Annotated in this window: 20 protein-coding genes; 18 read left to right on the top strand and 2 right to left on the bottom strand. The window is 68.2% G+C overall.

Annotated features, from left to right (window positions below):
- The first annotated feature begins 8 nt into the window (after nucleotides 1-8).
- The 14 genes from K5L49_RS20345 to K5L49_RS01240 all read left to right on the top strand — a co-directional run bounded on the left by K5L49_RS20345 (nucleotide 9) and on the right by K5L49_RS01240 (nucleotide 20,723).
- Nucleotides 9-1,238 carry an FHA domain-containing protein gene (locus tag K5L49_RS20345; RefSeq protein ID WP_223690215.1) on the top strand — a complete coding sequence of 410 codons (1,230 nt, stop codon included), beginning with the start codon at nucleotides 9-11 and terminating at the stop codon, nucleotides 1,236-1,238.
- The gene (locus K5L49_RS01180) at nucleotides 1,235-2,881 is read left to right on the top strand and encodes a serine/threonine-protein kinase (RefSeq protein ID WP_223690216.1); all 1,647 of its coding nucleotides are present in this window, start codon (nucleotides 1,235-1,237) and stop codon (nucleotides 2,879-2,881) included. The genes K5L49_RS20345 and K5L49_RS01180 overlap by 4 nt, the downstream gene beginning before the upstream one ends.
- A complete protein-coding gene (locus tag K5L49_RS01185) occupies nucleotides 2,878-3,597 on the top strand; it encodes a hypothetical protein (RefSeq protein WP_223690217.1) in 720 nt (239 codons plus the stop codon). The genes K5L49_RS01180 and K5L49_RS01185 overlap by 4 nt, the downstream gene beginning before the upstream one ends.
- A gap of 102 nt (nucleotides 3,598-3,699) precedes the next feature.
- Nucleotides 3,700-8,964 (top strand): Ig-like domain-containing protein, encoded by a 5,265-nt coding sequence (locus K5L49_RS01190; RefSeq protein ID WP_223690218.1) that lies wholly within the window; start codon nucleotides 3,700-3,702, stop codon nucleotides 8,962-8,964.
- A 13-nt stretch (nucleotides 8,965-8,977) separates the two neighbouring features.
- Nucleotides 8,978-9,946, top strand: coding sequence for an AAA family ATPase (locus K5L49_RS01195; protein WP_223690219.1), 969 nt, complete (start codon nucleotides 8,978-8,980; stop codon nucleotides 9,944-9,946).
- A gap of 13 nt (nucleotides 9,947-9,959) precedes the next feature.
- Entirely contained in the window at nucleotides 9,960-11,324 is a 1,365-nt protein-coding gene (locus K5L49_RS01200; RefSeq protein WP_223690220.1) for a DUF58 domain-containing protein, read from the top strand.
- Entirely contained in the window at nucleotides 11,321-13,675 is a 2,355-nt protein-coding gene (locus tag K5L49_RS01205; RefSeq protein ID WP_223690221.1) for a transglutaminase family protein, read from the top strand. The genes K5L49_RS01200 and K5L49_RS01205 overlap by 4 nt, the downstream gene beginning before the upstream one ends.
- A 7-nt stretch (nucleotides 13,676-13,682) precedes the next feature.
- Nucleotides 13,683-14,171, top strand: coding sequence for an FHA domain-containing protein (locus tag K5L49_RS01210; protein ID WP_223690222.1), 489 nt, complete (start codon nucleotides 13,683-13,685; stop codon nucleotides 14,169-14,171).
- A 152-nt stretch (nucleotides 14,172-14,323) separates the two neighbouring features.
- Nucleotides 14,324-15,838: a 3-isopropylmalate dehydratase large subunit gene (gene leuC / locus K5L49_RS01215; RefSeq protein ID WP_223690223.1), complete on the top strand. Its 1,515-nt coding sequence runs from the start codon at nucleotides 14,324-14,326 to the stop codon at nucleotides 15,836-15,838.
- Complete coding sequence (gene leuD / locus K5L49_RS01220) at nucleotides 15,838-16,437, top strand: 3-isopropylmalate dehydratase small subunit (RefSeq protein WP_223690224.1); 600 nt, start codon at nucleotides 15,838-15,840, stop codon at nucleotides 16,435-16,437. The genes leuC and leuD overlap by 1 nt, the downstream gene beginning before the upstream one ends.
- The gene (murA, locus tag K5L49_RS01225) at nucleotides 16,434-17,804 is read left to right on the top strand and encodes a UDP-N-acetylglucosamine 1-carboxyvinyltransferase (RefSeq protein ID WP_223690225.1); all 1,371 of its coding nucleotides are present in this window, start codon (nucleotides 16,434-16,436) and stop codon (nucleotides 17,802-17,804) included. Before leuD ends, murA begins: the two co-directional genes overlap by 4 nt.
- Before the next feature lie 7 nt (nucleotides 17,805-17,811).
- On the top strand, nucleotides 17,812-18,600 hold the full coding sequence (locus K5L49_RS01230) for a lysophospholipid acyltransferase family protein (RefSeq protein WP_223690226.1): 789 nt from the start codon (nucleotides 17,812-17,814) through the stop codon (nucleotides 18,598-18,600).
- The gene (locus tag K5L49_RS01235) at nucleotides 18,590-19,732 is read left to right on the top strand and encodes an NAD(P)H-dependent glycerol-3-phosphate dehydrogenase (protein WP_223690227.1); all 1,143 of its coding nucleotides are present in this window, start codon (nucleotides 18,590-18,592) and stop codon (nucleotides 19,730-19,732) included. The genes K5L49_RS01230 and K5L49_RS01235 overlap by 11 nt, the downstream gene beginning before the upstream one ends.
- A complete protein-coding gene (locus K5L49_RS01240) occupies nucleotides 19,635-20,723 on the top strand; it encodes a D-alanine--D-alanine ligase family protein (RefSeq protein ID WP_223690228.1) in 1,089 nt (362 codons plus the stop codon). The genes K5L49_RS01235 and K5L49_RS01240 overlap by 98 nt, the downstream gene beginning before the upstream one ends.
- A 1-nt stretch (nucleotide 20,724) precedes the next feature.
- Here the strand turns inward: K5L49_RS01240 and K5L49_RS01245 are convergent, their stop codons facing one another.
- Complete coding sequence (locus tag K5L49_RS01245; protein ID WP_223690229.1) at nucleotides 20,725-21,267, bottom strand: DUF3515 domain-containing protein; 543 nt, start codon at nucleotides 21,265-21,267, stop codon at nucleotides 20,725-20,727.
- Between the two features lie 24 nt (nucleotides 21,268-21,291).
- Between K5L49_RS01245 and thiL the strand changes: the two genes are divergently transcribed.
- Entirely contained in the window at nucleotides 21,292-22,293 is a 1,002-nt protein-coding gene (gene thiL / locus K5L49_RS01250; protein ID WP_223690230.1) for a thiamine-phosphate kinase, read from the top strand.
- A gap of 33 nt (nucleotides 22,294-22,326) precedes the next feature.
- Here the strand turns inward: thiL and rsmD are convergent, their stop codons facing one another.
- Nucleotides 22,327-22,893, bottom strand: coding sequence for a 16S rRNA (guanine(966)-N(2))-methyltransferase RsmD (gene rsmD, locus K5L49_RS01255; protein ID WP_223690231.1), 567 nt, complete (start codon nucleotides 22,891-22,893; stop codon nucleotides 22,327-22,329).
- A gap of 98 nt (nucleotides 22,894-22,991) precedes the next feature.
- On the opposite strand from rsmD, the gene K5L49_RS01260 reads away from it, so the two are divergent.
- The 3 genes from K5L49_RS01260 to K5L49_RS01270 all read left to right on the top strand — a co-directional run bounded on the left by K5L49_RS01260 (nucleotide 22,992) and on the right by K5L49_RS01270 (nucleotide 26,855).
- Entirely contained in the window at nucleotides 22,992-25,199 is a 2,208-nt protein-coding gene (locus tag K5L49_RS01260) for an ATP-dependent DNA helicase RecG (RefSeq protein WP_223690232.1), read from the top strand.
- Nucleotides 25,200-25,287: 88 nt separating this feature from the next.
- Nucleotides 25,288-25,770 (top strand): pantetheine-phosphate adenylyltransferase, encoded by a 483-nt coding sequence (coaD, locus tag K5L49_RS01265; protein WP_223690233.1) that lies wholly within the window; start codon nucleotides 25,288-25,290, stop codon nucleotides 25,768-25,770.
- Nucleotides 25,767-26,855, top strand: a complete 1,089-nt coding sequence (locus K5L49_RS01270; protein WP_223690234.1) for an AAA family ATPase — start codon at nucleotides 25,767-25,769, stop codon at nucleotides 26,853-26,855. Before coaD ends, K5L49_RS01270 begins: the two co-directional genes overlap by 4 nt.
- The last annotated feature ends 2 nt before the right edge of the window (nucleotides 26,856-26,857 follow it).

Here is a 26,857-nt window from a genome sequence, read left to right on the forward strand (position 1 = left end):
CGAACGCCGTGTTCGAGGTTCAGCAGGCCGCCTCTGGGGAGTGGACGGTGGTCGTGTCGGGCCGCCGCGTGCTGCTCGTCGAAGCTCCCGAACAGGTGGATCGGATCGGGTCGTACCGACGTGCCCTCGCCGACGGTTTCGCCGCCGCGCTCGAAGCGCTGGCCGTCGACGGTTTCGCTCGCACGCCGGCGTTCGCCCTGGCGGAGACGGGGGATGGGCAGGTTCTGCTCGCGGTCCGCGGTATCGTGACCGCCACCCTCACGGTCGACGGAACGGAGCGGATCGTCGACGCCGCCGGGGTGTCAACCTGGCTCGAACAGCAGGTCGCCGGTGTGAGCGCTCTGCGACTGGCGGTGCCCGGGCACGACTCGCTTCTCGCGCCGCTTCCGCTTTGCGACGGTGCGGTATGGGCCACCACCGTGGCGTGGCCGGCGGCGGCGCAGCCAGAGCGTGCGCCGCAGAACGGGGCAGCGCCGCGACGGGCGCCGATCACCGCACCGATCGTCGTCGAGGCGCAGCCGCCTGCGGAAGCGGAAGCGCCCGCAGAGGCGGAGCCGCCTGCCGTGATCCCGATCGCGCAGGCGACGATCGCCGAGGCGACGATCGCCGAGGCGACGATCGCCGCCCCGGCCGAGGCTGCCGGCTACGACCACCTTTTCGGGGCGACACTCATGCGCAGCGTGGAAGACGCGGCCGTTCGACCCGAGACGGACGACGTCGACGCGCCTGCCCGAATCGACATCCCGGGGTTCATCACCGACTCGGCTCCGCCGCCCGCGACGGAACGCGAAGGCGATCACGACGGTATGACCGTCTTCAGCGGCAGTTTCAGCGAGCGCCGCGATCGCGGGGGAGCCGACCAGCCGGCCCCGATGGTCGCACCGGTGGCTGCCGCGCCGCGCTTCTTCGTCGATCTCTTCGACGGGCGCCGCGAATATCTGGTTCCGCCGATCGTCGTCGGGCGGTCGCCGGTCGCCTCCAGCACGTCACGCGGGCCGGTTCCGCGCCCGATCACCGTCACGAGCGACGAGCAGGACATCTCCCGCAGCCACGCCACCATCGCGGTCGAGGGGGACAGCGTCGTCGTCACCGACCTGCACTCGCGCAACGGCACGGTGATCGTGTTGCCGGGGAAGTCGCCGCAGAAGCTGCGGCAGGGAGAGCCGACGACAGTGATCGCCGGAACGGTCGTCGACCTCGGCAGCGGCATCACGCTCACCGTCGGGCAGGACGCATGAGGAGACTCGCCTCGACACCGCCGGAGCTGCCGGGCCTCCGGTTCATCCGACTGCTCGGGTCGGGCGGGTTCTCCGATGTGTTCCTGTACGAGCAGCAGCTGCCGAAACGGAGCGTCGCCGTCAAGGTGCTCCTCACCGACAGTGTGGACGACGCGGCTCGGGAACATTTCGTGGCCGAGGCGAACCTGATGGCGCAGCTGTCTGCGCACCCGTACATCGTGACGATCCACCACGCCGACATCGCGGCCGACGGTCGGCCGTATCTGGTGATGGAGTACTGCTCGGGAGCCTCGCTCGGCGACCGATTCAAGCGGGAACGGTTCAGCGCCGAGGATGCACTTCGCACCGGGGTGCGGCTGTCGAGCGCGGTGGCGACGGCGCACAGCGTCGGAATCCTGCACCGCGACATCAAGCCGGCGAACGTACTGACGACCGACTTCGGCTGGCCGGCGCTCACCGATTTCGGGATCGCGTCGACGCTCGAAGAGCTTCCCGTGCACACCGCGTCACTGAGCGATCTGAGGGGCGGTGTCGTCGACACGGGCACCAGCGGGAGCCGCTCGGTCGGGCTCAGCGTTCCCTGGTCGCCTCCTGAGATGTTCGGCGACGACCCGCAGCCGGATGTGCGCAGCGATGTCTTCTCGCTTGCCGCGACCATCCACACGCTTCTCGCCGGGCGTTCGCCATTCGAAGTTCCCGGTCGCTCCAACGGCACGCTCGACCTGATCGGCCGTATCGAGCGCGGGATGATCACGCCGATCGACCGAGATGACCTGCCGCGGTCCCTCGTGTCCGCGGTGCAGAAGGGGATGGCCACCCGTCGGGAGGACCGGTTCGCGACGGCCGTCGACTTCGCGCGGGCCCTGCAGCGCGTCGAACTCGAACTCGGGTTCGCGCCGACGAGCATCGACGTGCCGAACCTGCGTGTCGTCGATGAACGTCCGGTGGCGCCGTCGGCGGACGAGACGCGGGTCCGATCGGTCGCCACGATCGATGCCCAGGGCGTCGGCAAGCCGCCTGCCGCTCGGCGGTCGGCTGCCACTCCGGCCGCCGATACGCCGGCCGTCCCGGCGGATGCTGAGCCCACCCGTATCCGGGGATCTCTTCCGTCGGTCGATCCTGATTCGACGCCGGCGGTTCCGATCGAGAGCACGATCGTCCGGCCGCGATCGTCGTCGGCGAAGGCACACCCCGACGCGCCCGGCCAGGCGCCCGCCGTCGCACCGCCCCGCCGTTCCCGCTGGCTCCTTCCCACGATCGCGGTCGCGGCGGTGCTCGTGGTGGCCGGTGGCATCCTGGCGGCTGTACTGGTGCCGAGCACAGGGCCGGCGGCGGGGCACTCGGGTCGGCCGGGGTCGGCCGGGGACGGCACCGTCGCGGTGACGGTCGTGCCCGCACCGACCCTCGTGTCGGCCACCCGCGCACCCGACGGCAGCTCCGCGACGATCGTCTGGAGGACCGAGAAGCCGGTCGAAGGCGATCAGTACCAGTGGCGGCGCGAGGGAACGACCGACGCGCCGACTGTCACGGGTGAGCCGCGGGCGCAGCTGACCGGGCTCACGGCCGGTGTCGGCGCCTGCATCGAGGTGGTCACGGTGCGCTCCGGCCGTACCTCGGCGCCATTGAAGGCGTGCTCGCCGTGAGGCCGCTGACGATCGACTATTGCGGCGAGCTCTACACCGTCACCGAACCGCAGGAGTTCGGGATCGGTCGCGAGTCGGACCTCTCGATCGACGACAACCCGTATCTCCACCGCCGGTTCCTCTCGATCTCCAGCGACTTCGGGATGTGGTGGCTGGCGAACGTCGGCACGCTCCTCACCGCGACCGTGAGCGATTCGACCGGAACGGTGCAGGCGTGGCTTGCGCCGGGGGCGAAGCTGCCGATCGTCTTCCAGACGATGCACGTGATGTTCAGCGCGGGCGCGACGACCTACGATTTCACGATCACCAGCGAGGACGACTACTTCAACACGGCGGTGACGGTGAACGACTCCGGCGGGTCGACGACCGTACTTCCGGTGACCCTCACGACGACCCAACGTCAGCTCATCGTGGCACTGGCCGAGGGAGTGCTCCTGCAATCCGTGCCGGGGAGGGGGACTATCCCCAGCTCGGCGGAGGCGGCAGCGCGGCTCGGGTGGAGCATGACGACCTTCAACCGCAAGCTCGACAATGTGTGTGACAAGCTGGACAAGCTCGGTGTAGCGGGGCTGCGAGGCGGCCGGGGCAAGCTCGCCACGAACCGGAGGGCACGTCTCGTGGAGTACGCCGTGACGACGCATCTCGTCGGACTCGACGATGTGGCCGCGCTCGACGACGTCTCGGCGCCGGGCGAAGAGGACCCGGCCGGTCCCTGACCGACGCTGCCGATGGGGAGTCATCCCCATTCCGCCCCCGTATGGGTGTCGTGTTAGCGTTGACAGGCTTTCCGACAGGGGGATATCAGAGCAGTGGGATCAGTGACGGCGTGGATACGCAAACGCAAGACGCTTGCGTCGATCACAGCCTTGGCGGTGGTGGCCGGTGTTCCCCTCACGATCGCCGTTCTGCACCGCGGATTCCCGGTGAACGCGGTGAACCTCGACACGAGGGATGTGTGGGTCACCAACGGCGAGAAGCTCCTCGGCGGCCGCCTCAACCACCAGATCAACGAGCTGGATGCAGCCGTGACCGGTGCGAGCGCCGATCTCGATGTTCTGCAGGACGGCAACGCATACTTCCTCACCGACACGGTGCACGGCACCGTTGATCGCATCGACCCGGCCTTCGTCTCTCTCGGCGGGCGCATCCAGGTGCCGGAACGTTCTGAAGTCGCCTATGGCGCCAACACCCTCTCGGTGCTCTCGCCGAGTGGCGAGCTGTGGGTGATCGACGCCTCCGGCCGGCTGGACTTCGACAAGACGAAGACCAAGCCCGTGGTGAAGGTGGGGCAGGATGCCCGCCTGGCGGTCGCCAAATCGGGCAAGACATTCGTCGTTGCACCGAAGGGCGACCGTCTTTACACGGTCGATCACCCGGGCGCTGCTCCGTCGACGGCATCCTTCCCGGTGCCCGGTCGGTTCCAGCTCACGGCGGTGGGTGACGAACCCGTCGTGTTCGACAGCCAGGGCAACCGCGTGATCACAGGCGACGGGAAGACGATCGATCTGCCGGCCACAGGTCTGCGCGTGCAACAGCCTGGGGATGCGGACGCTTCGGTTCTGGTGGCGACCGCATCGAGCCTGCTGAGTGTTCCGCTCGACGGTGGCAGGGTTGTCGCGCATCCGGCCGGCGCCACGTCGTCGGGCGGCGTGACGACGGTGTCTGCGCCCGTGCGATTGGGGTCGTGCTCGTATGGGGCCTGGGCGGGCTCGGCGCGCTACCTGTACGCCTGTGATGGCCAGAAGCCGATCGGCGTCGACATCGACCAGCCCGTTCAGGGCGACGACCTGGAGTTCCGGGTGAACCACGGCGTCATCGCGCTCAACAATCTGCGCGACGGCAATGCCTGGGTCGTTTCCTCCACGATGCGCCTCGTGCAGAACTGGGCCCAGCTGAAACCGAACGAGACGACGGTGCAGGGCGACACCGGCGAAGAGAAGCCGGTTCTGCAGTCGTTCGCCGACACGCTCGCCCAGCGTTCGAAGGTGAATCGTCCCCCGACGGCCGTGAATGACTCGTTCGGGGTGCGTCCCGGGCGCTCGACAGTGCTTCCGGTTCTCACGAACGACACCGATCCCGATGGCGATGTGCTGACGATCACCGAGACGTCGAGCATTCCCGAGAGTCAGGGAAGCCTCGCCCTCGTCGAGGGCGGTCGTGCAATCCAATTCACGCCGAACGCCGACCTGAGCGGCACCATCTCGTTCCGCTATTCGATCGACGACGGACGTGGTGGAACGTCGTCGGCGCAGGTGGACGCCACGCTGCGCCAGCCCGACCAGAACACGGACCCGGTCGCGAGCCGCACGAGTACCGCGCAGACCGAGGTGGGACAGTCGGTGTCGTACGACGTGCTGAACGACTGGAGCGACCCCGACGGCGACGACCTCTCGCTGGTGGGCGCGGCAGCAACGACGGAAGACGATGTGCAGTTCAAGCCGGACGGCGAGATCACCTTTACGAGCAAGACCGGGCAGACCGGCTCCAAAGAGGTCAACGTCACGGTCTCGGATGGGCGGAAGAGCACCACGGGCAGCCTGCTCGTCACCGTCAAAGCGGCCGGAACGCTCGACCCGGTGGCCGTGCCGGACTTCGGTGCGGGATTCACCGGCCAGCCGATCGTGGTGAACCCGCTCGGCAATGACACGTCGCCCTCGGGGGAGCCGCTCACGCTCGTGGGCGCCAGCCTCGATGGCGACGGCGCGCAGGTGACGACGGATGCGGCGCGTGGCACGGTCACTGTGCTCGGCAATGCTCCGGGCGAGTACTACGTCACCTACACGCTCGGCGCCGGTCCGAAGTCGACGACCGGTCTGATCCGCGTGAACATCGCTCCGAACGGCACGTCCGATGCGCCGCCGGTCGCGGTGACGGACACGGCCTATGTGCGTCCAGGAGAGCCGACCAGTGTGAACGTGCTCGACAACGACGAATCACCCTCCGGGCGTGTGCTCGTCGTTCGTTCGGTCACGGCGGGCGCCGGCGCCGAGGATCTGAACGTCGAGGTCTTGGACAACGCAGTGGTCAAAGTCACCGCGCCGACCGTGCTCGCCCAGCAGGTGCAGCTCGTCTACACGGTCTCCGACGGCATCCATGAGGCGAAGGCCGGGATCACGGTCGTGCCGGTCCCTCCGCTGGTGACCCATCAGCCCCCGGTCGCCGTGGAGGATGTCGTCACTGTGCGGGCCGGCGATATCGCCAGCGTGCCGGTGATGGACAACGACTCCTCGCCCGACGATGCGCCGTTCACGCTGGATCCCACCCTGCGCGATGCGAGCACGGCCGGTCCCGGATCGACGGTCTTCGTCAGCGGGAAGCTCGTGCGCTATCAGGCGCCGAAGACCGCCGGGCAGTACAGCGTGGTCTATGGCATCACCGACAAGGTCGGTCAGAAGGCCCAGGCGACCGTGACCTTCGTGGTGACGGCACCGGACAAGGGCACGAACCGTGCGCCGCAGCCGCAACCCCTGACCATCCGCGCGTTCGCCGGGTCGGCTGTTCCGGTTGATGTGCCGCTCAACGGCATCGACCCCGACGGCGACTCCGTGACGCTCGACGGTCTCGGCAGCCAGCCCACCCTCGGCCGGATCTCGGACAGCTCCAGCAGTTCGTTCACGTACGAGGCTTACCCGAACTCGGCCGGCACCGACACCTTCACGTACCGGGTGAAGGACACCTACGGCAAGACGGCGACCGGCACGGTCACCATCGGGGTCGTGCCGCGGCCGGCCGCAGTTCAGCCCCCGATCGCGTCGAACGATCCTGTGCAGGTGAAGCCCGGCCGCACGGTGTCGGTTCCGGTGCTGGACAACGATTCCGATCCGAACGGCTACACGATCGCGTTGCAGAAGAAGCTCCTGGCCGTGGATGCCGGGCTCAAGGCATCCGTTCACGGCAAGGTGGTGCTCGTCACCGCCCCGAAGACGGAGGGCGCCTACGTCGTGCGATACCAGATCGCAAACGGCCAGGGCGGGGTGGCGAGTGCATTCATCCAGGTGACGGTGACGCCCGACGCCAAGGAGCAGCATCCCACCGCGATCGACCACGTGCTCGAGCCGGATGCGGTGGCCGCGAAATCGTCTGTGACCGTGGACGCCCTGGCCGGGGCTGCCAACCCGAGCGGCCTCGTCGATGATCTGAAGCTCGCTGTGACCGGGTCGAACGCCTCCGCTGCGGAGGCCGGCACGGATGGCAGGATCACCGTGCATCCCGGCACGCAGCGCCTGGCCATCGCGTACACGGTCACCGATCCGGTGACCGGGCTGAGCGGGGATGCGTTCGTCGTCGTTCCGCCGAAGGGCGACGCCACCGCACCGCCGCGGATCAGGTCGTCGCTTCCCCAGCAGATCGTGCAGATGGGCGGCTCGAAGAGCTGGAACCTGTCTGACATCCTCGACGTTCCCTCCGGCCGTTCCACGAAGCTGACCGGTGCGTCGGGTGTGAGTGCCACGAACAGCGACGGCCGTTCGTCGTTCGGTGGCGAGCAGACATTGACGTTCACCGCGCCCAAGGACTATCGCGGGCCGGCTGCCGTCACCTTCACGGTGAACGATGGACGCGAAGCGGGGCAGTCCAAAGACCGGATCACGACGCTCGTGCTCCCGATCACGGTGGGCAATCCAGACCAATCGGATGTCGCACCCACCTTCACCGCGCCGAGCGAGAAGATCGAGCCCGGAGAGAAGCCGCTCACCGTCGATCTGCGTGCCTCGAGCTTCCACCCCAACCCTGCAATCCTCAGCAGGCTCGTCTACAGCGACCCCCGGTGGTCGACCAAGAACATCTCGGTGTCGCTGAACGGGTCGACGCTCACACTTCAGGCGCCCCTCGGAACGCAGGCGGGGGAGTCGACCGCGGTGACGGTGACGATCAGCTCGGGCACGCACAGCATCACGGGAACCGTGAACGTGCAGGTCGTGAGCTCCAACCGGCCGGTCGCCTCGCAGAAGAATCCGCCGCAGACCCAGGAGGTGAAGCGGGGGCAGACGGCGACGCTGACCGGGGCGTCCAGCGATGCAGCGTGGGTCAACCCGTTCCCCGGCCATCCCCTGACGATCACCGATGCGAAGGCGGACAGCGCCCCCGCTGGGGTCACGGTGACCTTCACCGGCTCCTCGATCTCGGTGAGTGCGGCTTCGGGGGCATCCATCGGCGCCGTGAATGTCGTCTATCACGTCGAGGATGCGACGAAAGACCCGAAACGCACGGCCGCGGCCATCGGCCAGTACCGGGTGACCGTGCACGACGTTCCGGCCAAACCGGCCGCACCGACCAATGTGAGGGCCTCGGATGCGCAGGCGACCCTGACCATCGCCGCACCGGCCGACAACGGCAAACCGATAACGAAGTACGAGATCACGGGCGGGCCGAGCACGGTGACGGCCGCCAGCGTCGGCCAGGTGACGATCGGCGGACTTCGCAACGGCACGGCGTACTCGTTCCAGGTCCGGGCGCTGAACGCGGACGGCTGGAGTGAGTTCTCGGTGGCATCGGCGGCGGTGGTGCCGTACGGCACCCCGCAGAAGGTCGGCGGACTGAACATCGACGCGGACCAGTACGCACCCGCGACGGTGACCATGCGCTGGAGCGCGCTCGCCGATCCGGCCGGAACCGGCGGTGGCTCCGTCACGTATGAGTGGAGCCTGAACAACGGCTCCTGGAACACGACGAGCGGCACCAGCGCCCAGGTCGGCAATCAGGGTGTCGGCACGTACTCGTTCAGAGTGCGGGCCAAGAACACCCACAACAACAACTACGGCGAGGTCGCCTCCTCGAACAGCGTCAGCGTCGCTAAGAAGCCCGACCCTCAACCGTCGATCGACCTCGCCAAGGGCGCGCTGGAGCCGGGCTACAACCACAGCTACACGTACGACGTCACGCTGAACCACTTCGGTGCGAACACGTCGTACGCGATCGGCTTCTACTGCGGCGGGTTGCTCCAGACGCGCTCGGTCAGCACGGACGGGAGCGGTTCGGCGCATTTCCGCGGGGCCCCCAACGGGCAGGACGCGTGGTGCGGGTTCCCCGGAGCGTACGTGACCGCCGGCGGCGTGCAGAGCAGTGTGCAGGACTGGTCCAAATAGAGATGGGAACACCGTGGCAGTAACTCAGGAACAGGCGGACTGGTTCGCCGGTGCCTTCACGCAGCTCGTCGGCAATGTCGACACGGCGATCCTCGGAAAGGAGCACAGCATCCGGCTCGTCATCACCGCCATGCTCTCGAACGGTCATGTGCTGCTCGAGGATGTGCCAGGAACGGGCAAGACCGTGCTGGCGAAGGCGCTGGCCAACACGGTGGAAGGTACGCAGTCGCGCATCCAGTTCACCCCCGATCTGCTGCCGTCCGATGTGACCGGCGTCACGATCTACGACCAGAGCAACGGTCGGTTCGAATTCCACCCCGGACCGATCTTCGCCTCGGTCGTGCTGGCCGACGAGATCAACCGTGCGAGCCCCAAGACCCAGTCGGCGCTGCTCGAGGTCATGGAAGAAGGCGTCGTGACGGTCGATGGTGTCGGCCATCCCGTCGGCGCACCGTTCATCGTGATCGCGACGCAGAACCCGGTGGAGCAGGCGGGGACGTATTCGCTGCCCGAGGCGCAGCTCGACCGCTTCCTCATCAAGACATCGCTCGGCTACCCCGACCATGCCACGACGGTCGACCTGCTGCTGGATGCCTCGAACCGTTCGCGGGCGGCATCGGTGCAGCCGATCATCGCGGCCGAATCCGTGGTGACACTGTCTCAGCTGGCGTCGGAGGTGCACACCGACGCCTCCGTGATGGGGTACCTCAGCGAGATCGTCACCGCCACACGGGACGACAAGGATTCGGCCCTCGGCGTCAGCATCCGCGGCGCACTCGCCCTGGCCCGCGCGGCGAAGACCTGGGCGATCTCGTCAGGCCGCACGTATGTGACGCCCGACGACATCCGTGAACTGGCGATTCCCGTGCTCGCCCACCGTGTCATCGTCGACCCGGAGTCCGAGTTCGCCGGGGTGACCGCGGAGCAGATCGTGGGCCGCGCCGTCGCCGAAGCGAACCCGCCGGCCTATCGGGCCGCCTGAGCGCCTTCCCGCCATGACCGCACAGACCGCCACCTCCGCTGCGCCCCCGGTTGCCGCGCCCTCAGCCGACGCGACCCCGGCATCCGGCCGTCGACGGCGTCCTCCGGCGCTCTCGCAGAGCCGTATCGCCGTCGGACAGGTGCGGGATGCTCTCTCCCGCGGTCTCGGCGCCGGGGTGAAAGCGTTCGGTCCCGCCTGGCGGGTCGTGGCGGGGCGGGTCGGACCGGTGCTGGCGGTCGTCAGCCCACTGGGCTGGATCGCGCTCTCCGGAGCCGTGGTCTCGATCGTGCTCGCGGTCGTGTTCGCCTGGGCGGAGTTCGGTTTCGTCGCCGCGACACTTCTCGCCGCCTTCCTCATCGCGCTCGCTTTCGTCTTCGGCCGCTCGACCTATGCGGTCGAGATCGAGTTGAACCCGAGGCGGGTCGTCGCGGGGGAGCGAGCGCTCGGCAGGATGGAAGTGACCAACACCGGCTCGCGTGCGGTGTTGCCGACCCGTGTCGAGCTGCCGGTCGGCGCCGGCACGGCGGAGTTCATGATCCCCCGTCTCGCCGCGGGGGCGCAGACCGAGGAGCTCTTCGCTGTTCCGACCGCCCGCCGGGCCCTCATCCTGGCCGGCCCGGCTCTCTCGGTGCGCGGCGACCAGCTGGGCCTCGTTCGCCGCACGACTGCCTGGACGGGACAGGTCGAGTTGTTCGTGCATCCGCGAACGACACGCCTCGTCGCGACCGCGCGCGGTCTGGTGCGCGACCTGGAGGGGCAGACCACCAAAGTCATCACCGACAGCGACCTCGCATTCCACGCGTTGCGCACCTATGAGCCCGGGGACGACATCCGCAACGTCCACTGGCGCACCTCGGCGCGCACCGGCCAGCTGATGGTGCGCCAATACCAGGAGACCCGGCGCTCCCAGCTGCTGCTGGTCTTCGACGCTGAGCGGGCGCATTTCGCCTCGGACGATGAGTTCGAGCTGGGCGTCTCGGTGCTGGCGTCCATCGGCTGCCAAGTGATCCGCGAAGAGACCGAGATCGACGCCGTCTGGCAGCGCAAGCCATTGCGGGTGGCGACGCCGACGGCCCTGCTCGACGACTCCTGCCGAATCCAGCCGGTCGACGGGATGCACGCGAGTCTGCGCGACTTCGTCCGCCAGAGCACGCTGCGTCTCGCCTCGCCGAGTCTCGTCGTGCTCGTCGTCGGCTCCGGACTGGGGGCGGCGGAGCTGCGTGCGGCGGTCACGCTCTTCGGGAACGACACCGAGATCGTCGCGGTGCGGGTCGATGCAGCCGGGGAGCCCAGGCTCAGCCGGCTGGGCGGCATGATGCTCGCCACCGTCTCCGAGCTGGGCGAGCTACCCGCACTCCTGAAACGGGCCGGACGGTGAGCGCGACGACGCGTCCGGTCGCCCCCGCGGGGAACGGTGCCTCCGCTGTCGACCGACTGCCGGCGACCTCGTGGCTGGATGTCGGAGTCCTTTCCGCGCTCAGCGCGCTGGCCGTGCTGGGATTCGAGCCGGCCTTCGGGCACTATTCGTTCGCCCTCGCGGCGTTCGGCGGGCTGGTCATCGGCGGCGGTGTCGCGGTGCTCGGCCGGATGCTCCGCCTCTCCGTGCCGATCACGGTCGCCCTCGCTCTCGCGGCCTACTTTCTTCTGGGTACACCGCTCGCCATGCCTGGTCAGGCCACCGTCGCTGTGCTGCCGTCGCTTGACAGCCTGTCCGGGCTGGTCCTCGGCGCGGTGTTCGGCTGGGCGGATGCGGTGACGCTGCAGGCGCCTCTGGAGGCTCCGCCGTATGTGGCCGTCGTTCCCTATTTCGCGAGCTGGCTCGTGGCGCTGGTGACGGTCTCGCTGGCCGTTCGCTGGCTGCCCGCGGCGCGAACGCGCGGAGTCGCCCGGGCTGCGGTGCTGCTGACCGGCCCCCTGCTGCTGTTCGTCGCCGGAATCCTTCTCGGCACCCGCGACCCGTACTTCGCCGGAGTGCGCGGCGTTCTCTTCGCCGCCGTCGCGCTGATCTGGCTCGGCTGGAGGCGGGGGCGCGCCGGAGCGGTGGAGGTCTCCGTCGACGCCGGGCTCCGTCGGCGACGGCTGGTGGGCACCGGTATCGTCGTGATCGGGTCCGTCGTGGCCGGGGCCTTGGCCGGGTCGGTGCTGACACCGCCGGCGGCCAGCAGATTCGTGCTCCGGCAGGAAGTCACCCCACCCTTCGATCCGCTGGACTACCCGAGTCCGCTCGCCGGTTTCCGCCACTATACGAAAGACCTCGAGAAGACGAAGCTCTTCACCGCGGATGGACTGGACTCCGGTCAGCTCGTGCGCCTGGCGACGATGGACAGCTACGACGGGGTGGTGTGGAGCGTTACGGCTCCCGATGCCGGTTCGACCGCATCCGGGACCTTCCAGCTGCTCGGCAGCACGATCCCGCGCCCGCCTCTGTTCACGGCGGGCGCGCGTTCGACGGCGAGCATCGTCATCGCCGACTATTCGGATGTCTGGCTGCCGACGATCGGCTACGTCACCGACCTCGGTTTCGACGCGTACCGTGGCGACGACCCCGCCGGAACCGTGCGCGTGAACACCGTCACCGGCACAACGGCCGTCACCAGCGGCGTCGGCGACGGACTGCGCTACACCCTCTCCGCCACCGCTCAGAAGATCCCCAACGACAAGGCGCTGGCGCGGGTGGCACCGGCCGCCATGACGCTGCCTCCGGTGACCAACATTCCTGACATCGTTTCGGCGAAGGCGGAGGAGTACGCCGGTTCGGCGACGAGCGCCATCCAGAAACTGCGGAATATCGAGCGCTCCCTCAAGACGTTCGGCTACCTCAGCCATGGGCGGGCGTCGGATCCGGTGCCGTCGCGAGCCGGGGAGGGCGCCGACCGGATGACCGATTTGTTCGCCAAGCAGCCGATGGTCGGCGATCAGGAGCAGTATGCCGGTGCGTTCGCCCTGATGGCGCGCCGCCTCGGCTATCCGACCCGCATCGTGATGGGGTTCGCCCCCAAGGTCGTGGCCGGGCAGTCGACGACGGTGACCGGGAATGACGTGACCGCGTGGGATGAAGTGGCTTTCGAGGGCGTCGGCTGGGTTCCGTTCTTCCCCACGCCCACGAAGACGGATGCCCCCAAGAATCAGACGACGAAGCCGAAGCTCGAACCGCAGCCGCAAGTTCGTCAGCCACCACCGGCCGACGCGAAACCGCAAGAGCTGCTCACTCCCGTGAAGACGAAGGACAACGAGCACAAAGATCCGAAAGCCGGCTTCGGCATCCCCGGTTGGGCCTGGGTGGTCTCCGGTGTGATCGGTATCCCGGCCCTGCTCTACTTCGTGCCGTTGCTCGTCGTGGGAGCCCTCAAACGTCGCCGGCGTCGCCTGCGGCGATCACAGGGGCCGCCCGATCGGCAGGCGGCCGGCGCCTGGGACGAGCTCACCGACGGTTACGTCGAACTGGGGCTCGCCGTTCCCCGCAACGCGACGCGGCTACAGACCGCCGCGGCCCTCGAACGGCAGACCTCCGAGCAGAACCTCCGTACGCCAGAAGACGGCCTGACCCCGCTCGCCCGGCGGGTCGACGCAGCCGTGTTCGACGGGAGCACTGTCTCGGAGGGAAGAGTTGTGGCCGCGTGGACGGGAACGGATGCCGCTTTGGCCGAGGCAACGAGTTCGGCCGGCTGGCTCCGGGCGAGGCTGGCGTCCTTCCGCTACCGGCGCCGCCGTCGCGACGTGGCCCTATAGTGGCCTGGTGGACTCGTCCGGCTTCATCGTTCCCCCGCCGAACCTGATCCCGCCGCGCGAAGACACCGGAACCGAGACCAGGCGGGCGCCTGCGCGCAGCGGCAAGCTTCCCGTCTTCCGGCCTCCGACGGCGCCGGACGTGATGGTCGGAGCCCAGAGCCGGGAACCGCGTTGGCGCCTCGTACTGCCGACTGGGCGCTTCATCCCCCTCGATGGGACGGTGCTGGTCGGGCGCAACCCGGTCGGTTTCGGCCCGTGGGGCGAAGCGGAGCTGATCACGGTGGACGACCCAGCCTCCTCAGTGTCGAAGACCCATGCGGCCTTCGAGCCGTCGTCGGGGTCGGTGCGCGTCACCGATGTGCACTCCACCAACGGGATCGTCGTCGTGGCCCCGGGTGGCGCAGAGACGGAATTGGTGCCCGGAATCCCCGCGGATGCAGCCAACGGTGCCGTGGTGCGCCTTGGTCGGCTCGTGGTGCGCGTCGAGCGCGTGTGACAGGGATGTGCCCGATTCGGGTGATAACCTGACAACGTGTTCTACGGTGTGCTCCTCCTTAGCTGCCGCGACGGGTCCTAGTCTTCAGGCCTCCCTCGTCGCGGAGTTCGTCGTTGGCTGACCACCGAAGCAAGCAAGGAGTACCGAGTCCCATGAGTTCCGATTCCGACCGTCGGCCCGAGTCCGTCGACGGACGAGCACTGACCCTGGCCGAGAAGGTCTGGCGCGACCACTTGGTGGTCAAAGGCGAGGATGGCACGCCCGACCTCATCTACATCGACCTGCACCTGGTGCACGAGGTCACCAGCCCACAGGCGTTCGACGGCCTGCGGATGGCGGGGCGCCCGGTGCGCCGGCCCGACCTCACGATCGCCACCGAAGATCACAACACCCCGACCATCGGCATCGACAAGCCGATCGCCGATCTCACCAGCCGTACCCAGATCGAGACGTTGCGCCGGAATGCCGAGGAGTTCGGCATCCGCCTGCACTCCCTCGGCGACATCGAGCAGGGCATCGTCCACGTCGTCGGTCCCCAGCTCGGCCTGACGATGCCGGGCATCACCGTCGTCTGTGGCGATTCGCACACGTCGACCCACGGCGCCTTCGGTGCGATGGCGTTCGGCATCGGCACCAGCGAGGTCGAGCATGTCATGGCCACGCAGACGCTGCCGCTCAAGGCGTTCAAGACCATGGCGATCACGGTCGAAGGAGAACTGCGCCCGGGTGTGACGGCCAAAGACATCATCCTGGCGGTCATCGCCGAGATCGGCACCGGTGGCGGGCAGGGCTACGTGCTCGAGTACCGCGGCAGCGCGATCCGCGCCCTCTCCATGGAGGGCCGCATGACGATCTGCAATATGTCGATCGAGGCCGGCGCCCGTGCCGGCATGGTGGCGCCGGACGAGACCACGTACGCCTACCTCAAGGGTCGCCCGCACGCTCCCGCCGGCCAGGACTGGGACGACGCCGTCGAATACTGGAACACGCTCGCTACCGACGATGACGCGGTGTTCGACGCCGAGGTCTTCCTCGACGCCGCCGAGATCGAACCCTTCGTCACCTGGGGCACGAACCCGGGTCAGGGCGTCTCGCTGAGCAAGGCCGTGCCGAACCCGGCCGACATCGCCGACGCCAACCAGCGCGCCGCCGCCGAGCGAGCGCTGGAATACATGGATCTCGAGGCCGGGACGCCGATGAAGAGCATCCCCGTCGATGCCGTGTTCATGGGTTCCTGCACCAACAGCCGAATCGAAGACCTGCGGGCATTCGCCTCGATCATCAAGGGGCGCAAGAAGGCCGACGGTGTTCGCGTCATGGTCGTGCCCGGGAGCGCCCGGGTGCGCATCGAGGCCGAAGCAGAGGGCATCGACAAGATCGTCGAAGAGTTCGGTGCCGAGTGGCGGTTCGCCGGCTGCTCCATGTGCCTCGGGATGAACCCGGACCAGCTCGCGCCGGGGGAGCGCTGCGCATCCACCTCCAACCGCAACTTCGAGGGCCGTCAGGGCAAGGGCGGACGTACCCACCTCGTGTCGCCGCTGGTCGCCGCGGCCACCGCGGTGCGCGGAACCCTGTCGAGCCCGTGGGATCTCGACGACGGCCCGCGCGGCGACACGCCCGGACAGGACTTCTCCGATACCCGCGCTGGAGAGAAGGTGGGCGCCTGATGGACAAGATCTCGACCGTGAGCGGCGTGGCCGTACCGTTCCGCCGCTCCAATGTGGACACCGACCAGATCATTCCTGCAGTGTTTCTCAAGCGCGTCACCAAGACCGGATTCGACGACGCGCTGTTCTACGCCTGGCGGCAGGACCCGGAGTTCATCCTGAACCAGGAGCCGTACCGGGCGGGCAAAATCCTTATCGCCGGCGCCGACTTCGGCACCGGATCCTCGCGCGAGCACGCCGTCTGGGCCCTCAGAGACTACGGTTTCACAGCGGTGCTCAGCCCCCGCTTCGCCGACATCTTCCGCGGAAACGCGGGCAAGCAGGGGCTCCTCGCCGGCCAGATCAGCGAAGAGGACGCCGAACGCCTCTGGGCTGTCATCGAGGCGGAGCCGGGAATAGAAGCGACAGTCGATCTGGTTGCGAAGACTGCAAGTGTCGGTGAACTCACGGTCTCCTTCGAGATCGACGATTACACTAGATGGCGTTTGCTCGAAGGGCTGGACGACATCGGCCTGACCCTGCGCGACGAGGCGCACATCACAGAATTCGAAGCCCGTCGCGAGAGCTGGCGGCCCAAGACGATACCGGTGAAACTTTGACCTCACTTCTTCAGGACGCCCAGGCGGCAGGAGCCCACGTCGGCCTCAAAGGCGATCGCATCGCGATCAACGGAGGCATCCCCCTCCGCGGCCGGATCGAACTGAAGGGGGCGAAGAACCTCGTCACGAAGGCGATGGTCGCAGCCCTCCTCGGAGAGGGGCCGAGCGTGCTGCGGGACGTCCCCGACATCAGTGATGTGCGCGTCGTACGGGGCCTGCTGGAGATCCACGGCGTCAAGGTCACCGACGGAGCGGACGAGGGCGAGCTGCTGCTCGACCCGAGCAACGTCGAGAGCGCCCACATGGCCGATATCGACGCCCATGCCGGCTCCAGCCGCATCCCGATCCTGTTCTGCGGGCCGCTGTTGCATCGCCTCGGCGAGGCGTTCATCCCGGACCTCGGCGGCTGCCGCATCGGCGACCGGCCGATCGACTACCACCTCGAGGTGTTGCGCAAGTTCGGCGCCATCGTCGACAAGCTGCCGACCGGCATCCGGATGACTGCGCCGAACGGGCTCACCGGCACCAAAGTCGAGCTGCCCTACCCGAGCGTCGGCGCCACCGAGCAGGTTCTGCTCACGGCGGTGCGCGCTGAGGGCATCACCGAGCTGAAGGGTGCGGCCATCGAGCCGGAGATCATGGATCTCATCAACATCCTGCAGAAGATGGGTGCGATCATCACGGTCGACACCGACCGCGTGATCCGCATCGAGGGTGTCAAGAAGCTCGTCGGGTTCAGCCACACCGCGCTGTTCGACCGCAACGAGGCCGCCAGTTGGGCCGCGGCCGCGCTGGCGACCGGTGGCGACATCTACGTGGGTGGTGCCCGCCAGCCCGAAATGCTCACCTTCCTCAACGTCTTCCGCAAGGTCGGCGGCGCGTTCGAGATCCACGACGACGGCATCCGCTTCTTCCACCCCGGTGGCGAGCTCAAGCCGGTCGTAATCGAGACGGATGTGCATCCCGGCTTCATGACCGACTGGCAGCAGCCGCTCGTGGTGGCCCTGACGAAGGCCAAAGGCGTGTCGATCGTGCACGAGACCGTGTACGAGCAGAGGTTCGGCTTCGTGGATGCGCTCGTCGAGATGGGCGCCACCATCCAGATCCACAAAGACTGCCTGGGCGGTCACCCCTGCCGGTTCGGTCAGCGCAACTTCAACCATTCGGCGATCATCGCCGGTCCTACGCCGCTGCACGGGGCCGACATCGTGGTTCCCGACCTGCGCGGCGGCTTCAGCCACCTCATCGCGGCGCTCAGCGCCGAGGGGCGGTCGACCGTCAGCAACGTGGGGATCATCAGTCGCGGCTACGAGAACTTCATCACCAAGCTGGAGCAGCTGGGAGCCGACTTCGTTCTCGAAGGATAATAGGGACGTGTCCCGACCCTCTTCAGAGCAGAAGCCTGCGCCCGCATCCGTGAAACTCCCCCGGAAAGAGACGAGCCGGCCCTCGATCTTCTGGGTGCTCGCCGGTATTGTCATCCCGATCATGAGCATCGCCGTGCGTTTCACGGTGATCGACGGCGAGAAGCTTCCCCGACGGGGCGCGTACGTCGTCTCGCCGAACCACTACAGCGAGATCGATCCCGTGATGATCGGTATGGTCAGCTGGCACCTGGGCCGGATGCCGCGGTTCCTCGCGAAGGGGAGCCTGTTCACAGTTCCCGTGGTCGGCTGGCTGCTCCGCAAGTCCGGACAAGTTCCGGTGGAGCGCTCGGGTGGTCGGGGGGCGGCGCCCCTCCAGGCCGCGCAGAAGTTCGTCGACGAGGGCGGGATCATCATCATCTATCCCGAAGGCTCGCTCACCCGCGACCCCGACCTCTGGCCGATGCGAGGCAAGACGGGTGCCGCGAGGATGGCCCTCGAACACGATATCCCGGTCATCCCCGTCGCCCATTGGGGAACACAGGCGGTCATGGCGCGCTACGGCAAGAAGATCAGCTTCTTCCCGCGTAAGACGGTCACGGTGAAGTTCGGCGATCCCGTCGACCTCTCGGCGTTCCGGGGACGCAACCTCGACGCAGCGACGCTGAACGAAGCGACGGCTGTAATCATGGACGCCATCACAGCGCTGCTGGAGGACCTCCGTGGCGAGAAAGCTCCCGAGACCCGGTGGAACCCTGCCGAGCACGACCAGAAGGAGACGGGCCGCTTTGAGAGCTAGCTCTGCCAGAAGGCCCGCGGTCGCGCCGCGCCGGGTCGCCGTTCTCGGTGCCGGCAGCTGGGGGACGACGTTCGCGAAGATCCTCGCCGACGGCGGCTCGGATGTGGCGCTGTGGGCGAGGAGACCTGAGCTGGCTCGGGAGATCAACGAGGTCAAACGCAACAGCGACTACCTCGAGGGGATCAATCTGCCGCGCAACCTGCGGGCCACATCGAAACTCGGCGACGCGATGAACGGCGCGGAGGTGGTGTTCATCTCCATCCCGAGCCAGACCCTGCGCTCCAACCTCGAAGCGATCACGCCTTATCTGGGACCGTCGACGATCGTCGTCAGCCTCATGAAGGGCGTGGAGAAGGGAACCGGCCTGCGCATGAGCGAGGTCATCGCCCAGGGGCTCCCGGTGGAGGCCGAACGCATCGCCGTCGCCTCCGGCCCGAACCTCGCTCTGGAGATCGCGCGGGAGCAGCCGACGGCCGCTGTCGTGTCGTCGGTGAGCCTGGAGACCGCCCAGACGGTGGCGATGGCGGCGACGAACCGGTATTTCCGCAGTTTCGTGAACACCGATGTGATCGGCACGGAGTTCGGCGGAGTGCTCAAGAACCTCATCGCCGTCGCGATCGGCATCGTCGACGGTGTCGGCTACGGCGAGAACACCAAGGCGTCGATCATCACCCGCGGGCTCGTGGAGATGACCGACTTCGCGGTCGCCTATGGAGCCGAGGCGGCGACGCTGTCCGGCCTGGCCGGTCTCGGTGACCTGATCGCGACCTGCGAGTCGTCGCTCAGCCGCAACAACACCGCTGGACGACTCCTCGGCCAGGGCTACAGCTTCACGGATGTGGTGAAGCAGATGAACCAGACCGCGGAAGGTCTGGCGTCGGTGGCGCCCATCCTGAAGCTCGCGGAGGCGCGCGGCGTCGAAATGCCGATCGTGCGACAGGTGAGCCAGGTGCTGGCCGGTACGCTCGACCCGAAAGACATCGCTCCCCACCTCACGACGGATTCGGGGGAGCCGCAGGGCGAAAGGACATTGGATGACGGACAAACTCGTGGTCGCGCTTCTCTTCGGGGGGCGATCAAGCGAGCATTCGATCAGCTGCGCGACGGCGGCCGGAGTTCTGGCCGCGATTGACCGCGCACGCTACGACGTCATCCCGATCGGCATCACCGCGGACGGCGCTTTCACCCTGCAGCCGGACGATGCGGCCCGGTTCGCACTGAACACCGAGGAGCTCCCGACCGTCGAAGACAACGCGACGCGGGTGCACTGGCCCGAGAACGCGAGCTCGCACGAGTTGACCGTGACCGAGGGTGGAGTAACGCGCTCGCTCGGCCGGGTGGACATCGTGTTCCCGATCCTGCACGGCCCCTGGGGCGAAGACGGCACTGTCCAGGGGATGCTCGAACTCGTCGACCTTCCGTACGTCGGAAGCGGCGTGCTCGCGAGCTCCCTCGGCATGGACAAGCACTTCACCAAGAGTGTGCTGCAGCAGGCGGGCATCCCCGTCGCGCCGTGGCGAACGGTGACCGCGTACGAGTGGCGTACCGATCCGGATGCGGTTCGGGCGGCCGCCGCCGAGCTCGGGCTTCCCTCGTTCGTGAAACCGGCGCGTGCCGGTTCGAGCGTCGGCGTGAGCAAGGTCAAGGAGGCCGCCGACCTCGACGCCGCCATCGAGATCGCCTTCGCCGAAGACGACCGCATCCTCATCGAGTCGGGTCTCGTGGGCCGCGAGGTCGAGATCGCGGTGCTCGGTGGCCGCCCCGGCGAAGCCACCCGCGCCTCGGTGGCCGGAGAGATCGTGATCTCCGGTCGGGACTTCTACGACTTCGCCGCGAAATACCTCGATGCCCCCGGGATCGACCTCGTATGCCCGGCCGACCTCAACGCCGAAGAGCTTGCGACGATGCAGGCCCTTGCGACGACGGCGTTCGATGCGATCGGCGGAGAGGGGCTGGCCCGGGTCGACTTCTTTCTCACGGCGGACGGTTTCGTCGTGAATGAGCTCAACACCATGCCGGGCTTCACGCCGATCTCGATGTTCCCCCGCTGCTGGCAGGAGTCGGGTCTCAGCTACCCGGCGCTGATCGACGAACTGATCTCGGTGGCGCTGGCCCGCGCGTAGGTCAGTTCGACGGCGTGGGCGTCGGCGTCTGGGTCGCGGTCGGCGAGGAGGCCGGGTCGGCATCCTTCGTCGCGAGGCACTTCTGAGTCTGTTTCACGGTCGCGATCGCGCTGGCCAGATCAGGGAGCACGACGGTGTCAGAGACGCCCGACACGTGATTGATGATCACCTCGGTCGCCGGGGTGCGACCGAAGGTCTGGTAGACGAGCGACTTGTCGGCCGGATCGTTCATCAGCACCCAGTCCACGCCGTTCACCGTGATGCAGGGTTTGGTGGTCGGCCCGATCGGGGGAACCCCGCACCGCAGGAGGATGACCGCCGGATCGCCCCAGGCGCTGGTGGCCTGCGCATCCGTCTCCCGCTGCGCTTCACCGCCGACCGTGTCCGGCAGGCGCACGCTGATCTCGGCGCAACCCACTGCGTTGGAGCCGGCCGCTGCGTCGAGCGAGACGATGGGGGTGCATCCGGTGAGGGCGAGTACGGCGGTGGCGAGGATCACTGCGAGGGCGGTGTGGCGACGGCGCGCGCGGGGGAAACTGGACATCGGATTCAGGCTACCGTTTGATGCATGACGATGTCTGGGAGTGCCGCCGGTGGAACGACGCTGGGGGAGGCATCGGAGCGCGAGACGCTGAAATGGATCTTCCCGCGGCTTCCCGCGGCGAAGTCCGCGCTGCTCGGCCCGGGCGACGACGCTGCCGTGCTCGCGGCGCCGGACGGACGATACGTCGTCACCACCGACATGATGATCCACGGCCCCGATTTCCGGTGGGCGTGGTCGGCGCCGTACGACCTGGGCTGGAAGGCCGCCGCCACCAACCTCTCCGATGTCGCGGCGATGGGGGCGGTGCCGACCGGTCTGGTGGTGGCCATCGCGGCGCCGTCGACGACCCCTGTCGACGATCTGCTCGCCGTGGCCGACGGACTCCGCGAAGCGTGCGCTGCGCTCGCGCCGGGCTGCGGCGTGGTGGGCGGCGACCTCTCTGTTTCAGACACGTTCACCATCGCGGTGACGGCGTTCGGCGATCTGCAGGGCCGCGCCCCGGTGCTGCGGAGCGGTGCCCGGCCGGGGGAGACCGTGGCGGTCTCCGGCGTGCTCGGTCAGGCAGCGGCCGGGCTGCGTCTGCTGTTCGAGCAGGCGGTGGATGCGTATGGTGAGCCCGATCGAGCGAGGTTCCACGCGGTGCTGCGCGCGTATCCGGGGCCGGTGACAGCCCAGCTCCGGCCGTCACCGCCGATCGCCGACGGCCCACTCGCCGCGGAGGCGGGTGCCACCGCCATGCTCGATCTGAGCGACGGGCTGGTACTCGACGCGCGCCGGGTGGCCGAAGCGAGCGGGGTCGGAATCGATCTGGATCCTGCGGCGCTCGGCGAGGACATCCGAACGGCGCTCAGTGGCGGCGAAGATCACAGTCTTCTCGCCACCTTCCGCCCCGGGACGCGGCTGCCGGGAGGATTCCGTGCCATCGGCCGAGTCACCGACGGTTCCGGTCTCACCGTCGCCGGGCGTCCGTTCGACGAGCGCGGCGGCTGGGACCCGTACGAGGGCTGGGACGGCAATGCAGGCTGACGGCACCACCGGCGGATGCGCGGCGACCGTGCGTCACGCGGGGGCGAGCCAATAGAGGGCGGTGTCGCCGTAGTCTTTGCGGCGGTCGAGTTCGAGGCCGGCGGGAAGCACCGGCTCCGGCGAACGGGTGCTGCGCTCGAGGCAGACGGTGGCGTGCGGACCGAGACGGGGGCCGAGCGCTGCGAGCATCGACTCGACCTCGTCCTCCGGAACGTCGTACGGGGGGTCGATGAAGACGAGGTCGTAAGTCGACCCGGAGCTGCCGAGGAAAGTCTGAGCGGCGGTGGCCCGGATCTCGATCTTGGGCTTCGAGTCGCGCGGGGCGGCCTTCAGCAGCGAAGACATGTTCTTGCGGCAGATGGTGGCGGCGGCGCCGTCGCGCTCCACCAGCATGACGGTCACGGCGCCGCGACTCGCGGCTTCGAGGCCGAGCGCTCCCGATCCGGCGTAGAGGTCGAGCACGCGCGCACCGACGAGCACATCGCGTGCCTCGAGAGCCGAGAAGATCGCCTCCCGAACCCGGTCGCTGGTGGGCCGGGTTCCGCTCTTCGGCACGTGCAGGGCGAGCGATCCGGCGAACCCGGCGATGATGCGTGTCATGGTGGTGCTGAGCCTACCGGGAGCCGGGGCCGGCCACGTCGACCGAGCGGAGACGAACGGATCGCCGCGCCGACGGGGGTCGCCGGTACGATCGAAGCATGAGTTCCGTGGCGGTTCCGGCAGGCGAGGGCGCGTCGGTCGACACAGTCACGCTCGACTCCCGGCTGACCGGCGTTCTGGGTGCACGCACCGCGGCAGCGTTCGAGAAGGCGTTCGGGATGCGCACGGTCGCGGACCTGCTCAGCCACTATCCGCGCCGCTACGCCCGCCGCGGAGAACTCACCGCACTGGCGAATCTGCCGATCGACGAGAATGTCACGATCGTGGCCGAGGTGATCCGGGTGCAGGAGCGCTCGATGCGGGCGCGGCGGGGGTCGATCCTCGAGGTGAAGATCTCCGACGGCGAGGGGATCCTGACGCTCACCTTCTTCAACCAGGCCTGGCGGGCGAAAGACTTGGTGCCCGGTGTGCGCGGCATCTTCGCGGGCAAGGTCTCCGACTACCGGGGTGCGCTGCAGCTCGCTCACCCCGACTATGAACTCTTCGACGCCGACGACGCTGCGTCGGCCGCCGTCGGAACGGAGGCCGCGAAGAACTGGGCCCAGACTCCGATCCCGATCTACCCCGCGACTGGAACCGTCGCCAGCTGGCAGATGCAGAAGGGTGTCGAGCTCGCGCTCGACGCGCTCGGGCCGGTCGCCGATCCGGTGCCCGGCGAGATCGCCGCGCAGCGTGGATTGCTGCCGTTTCGCACGGCGCTGGAGCGCATCCATCGCCCTGAGAAGGATTCCCACTGGCAGCGGGCTCGTGATGCACTGCGTTTCCAGGAGGCATTCGTGCTGCAGACGGCCCTCGTGCAGCAGCGGGCCGCGGCGCGCCGGGTTGCCGCCACGCCGCGGGTGCCGACGCCGGGCGGGTTCCTCGAGAAGTTCGATGCCGCCCTGCCCTTCTCGCTGACCGACGATCAGGATGTGGTCGGCGGTGAGATCGCGCGCGACCTCGCCGAGTCGGCCCCGATGAACCGGCTCGTGCAGGGTGAGGTCGGGTCGGGCAAGACGCTCGTCGCTCTGCGGGCGATGCTCGCGGTGGCCGACTCGGGCGGGCAGGCGGCGCTGCTCGCTCCGACCGAGGTGCTCGCCTCACAGCATCTGCGTTCGATCGTGAAGGTGCTCGGTCCCGATCTTGCGGCGCGGCTGATGCCGACGCTGCTCACCGGCCAGCTCACGGTCGCTGAGCGCAAGAAGGCGCTGTTGCGCACGGTGTCGGGGCAGGCGCGCATCGTCGTCGGAACGCACGCGCTGCTCGGTGACGCGGTGACGTTCTTCGACCTGGGTCTCGTCGTGGTGGACGAGCAGCACCGGTTCGGGGTCGAGCAACGGGAGGCGCTGAGGGCGAAGGGGGGAGTGCCGCCGCATGTGCTCGTGCTCACGGCCACGCCCATCCCGCGCACCGTCGCGATGACCGTGTTCGGCGATCTCGACGTGTCGACGATCGCCCAGCTGCCGGCAGGCCGTCAAGGGATCGAGAGTTTCGTGGTTCCCCTCGCCGACCGCCCGGGCTGGGAGAGGCGGATCTGGCAGCGTGCCGCCGAAGAGATCGGCAAAGACCGGCAGGTCTTCGTGGTGTGCCCGGCGATCAGCGGCAAGGAGACCGAAGACGACGGGGAGGAGCCCGGCGAGGCACCGACACGGCCGGTCGCGAACGTCGAGGCGGTCGCAGCGCAGGTGCGCGCCGATCCTCTCTTCGCCGGCGCGCGCATCGGGGTGCTGCACGGCCGGCTCGCGGCCGATGTCAAGGACGAGGTCATGCGCGCGTTCGCCGCAGGCACGCTCGACCTCATCGTCGCGACAACGGTGATCGAGGTCGGTGTCGATGTGCCGAACGCCTCGGCGATGGTGATCCTCGACGCGGATCGTTTCGGTGTCTCGCAGCTGCACCAGCTGCGCGGCCGGGTCGGCCGGGGCGGTGTTCCCGGTCTCTGCCTGATGGTCACCTCGGCCGAGCAGGAGACGCTCGCCCGCGAGCGGGTCGAGGCCGTCGCGGCGACCCTCGACGGCTTCGAACTCGCCACCGTCGACCTCGAGTTGCGTCGGGAGGGAGATGTGCTGGGCAGTCGGCAGTCCGGTGGCCGATCGTCGCTGCGGCTGCTCCGCGTCGTGACAGACGGTGAACTCATCGCCGAGGCCCGCGAGGTCGCGCGCCAGACGCTGGAGACCGGCGGGGGACTGGCAGACCATCCGGCGCTGGCGGCCGCGCTGGCGAGGCGTCTCGACGCGAGCGAACGGGCGTTCCTCGCGAAATCCTGACCGGACGATCGGTTCGCGACACGCCGGTTGCATTTTGGTAACAGATTCACAACGAAATGCCGGGTGCGGCGGGATAGTCTGAAGTTCTATGAACAGGATCGCCGTTGTCCCTGGATCGTTCGACCCGGTCACGCTCGGGCATCTCGACGTGATCGAGCGCGCCGCCGGCCTGTTCGATGAGGTGCACGTCCTCGTGGTGCACAACCCCGACAAATCTGCGTTGCTGCCGATCGCGCAGCGGGTGTCGCTCATCGAGCGCTCCATCCAGGATGCGGGCATAGCGGGCACCATCGTCGTCGCGTCGTGGAGTGTCGGGCTGCTCGTCGACTACTGCACGGATGTGGGAGCGCATGTGCTCGTCAAAGGCATTCGGTCGCAGGTCGACGTCGCCTACGAGACGCCGATGGCGATCGTGAACCGCAATCTCGCGGCGGTCGAGACGATCTTCTTGCTCCCCGATCCGGCGAACGCCCACGTCTCCAGCTCGCTCGTGCGTCAGGTTTCCGCGCTCGGCGGTGACGTGAGCCCGTACGTCCCTTCCGCCGTCTACGAGTATCTGCAGGAGACATGAACAGTTACGCGACACGACAGCCGACGGAGTCGTCCGTCGCACCCGCCCAGGCGGAGCAGAGCGCGACTCCGGCCATGCAGCTCGACGAACTGCGTCGTGCGGCCGAGCAGATCACCACCAATGTCGAATCGGTCATCGACGGCAAACACGACGCTGTTCGCACGGCGCTGACGGTGCTGCTCGCCGAGGGCCACCTCCTCATCGAGGATGTTCCAGGCGTCGGCAAGACCATGCTGGCGAAGTCGCTGGCGAAATCAGTGGACTGCACTGTCAGCCGCATCCAGTTCACACCCGACCTGTTGCCGAGTGATGTGACTGGCGTGTCGGTCTACAACCAGGTGGAGCGCCGGTTCGAGTTCAAGCCGGGCGCGATCTTCGCCAACATCGTCATCGGCGACGAGATCAACCGGGCGAGCCCCAAGACCCAGTCCGCGCTTCTGGAGTGTATGGAGGAGCGGCAGGTGACCGTTGACGGTTCCACCTACCCGCTCAGCGCACCGTTCATCGTTGTTGCCACCCAGAACCCGATCGAGATGGAGGGAACCTACGCACTGCCGGAGGCGCAGCGCGACCGGTTCATGGCCCGCATCGCGATGGGCTACCCGGACGACGAGTCGGAGCTCGCCATGCTGACGACCAGGGACACATCGAGTCCGCTCTCGCGGATAGGCCCGGTTGTGACGTCCGTGGAACTGCGGGCGATGATGACGACGGCACGGGGCGTGTTCGCGTCCAATCCGGTGAAGCAGTACGCCGTCGACCTCGTGCGAGCCACCCGCGAAGACCGAGACCTGCGCCTGGGTGCCAGTCCGCGGGCGACCCTCCAGCTCGTGCGTGCGGCGAAGGCGAAGGCTGCCCTCGATGGGCGCGACTTCGTGCTTCCGGACGACATCGACGCGCTGGCCGTGCCCGTGCTCGGTCACCGTCTGCTCCCGACCAGCCGCGCGCTCGGCCACCACCACGAGAGCGCCCCGGTGATCGCCGACATCGTGCGGCGCATTGTGGCGTCGACTCCGGTGCCCGTCGGGTCGGGGGCCATCGGCGCCGGCGCATCCGGCCAAACCAGAGTCGGCGCGGCGGGCTGAAC

The organism is Leifsonia poae (assembly GCF_020009625.1).
Classification (GTDB): Bacteria; Actinomycetota; Actinomycetes; order Actinomycetales; family Microbacteriaceae; genus Leifsonia; species Leifsonia poae_A.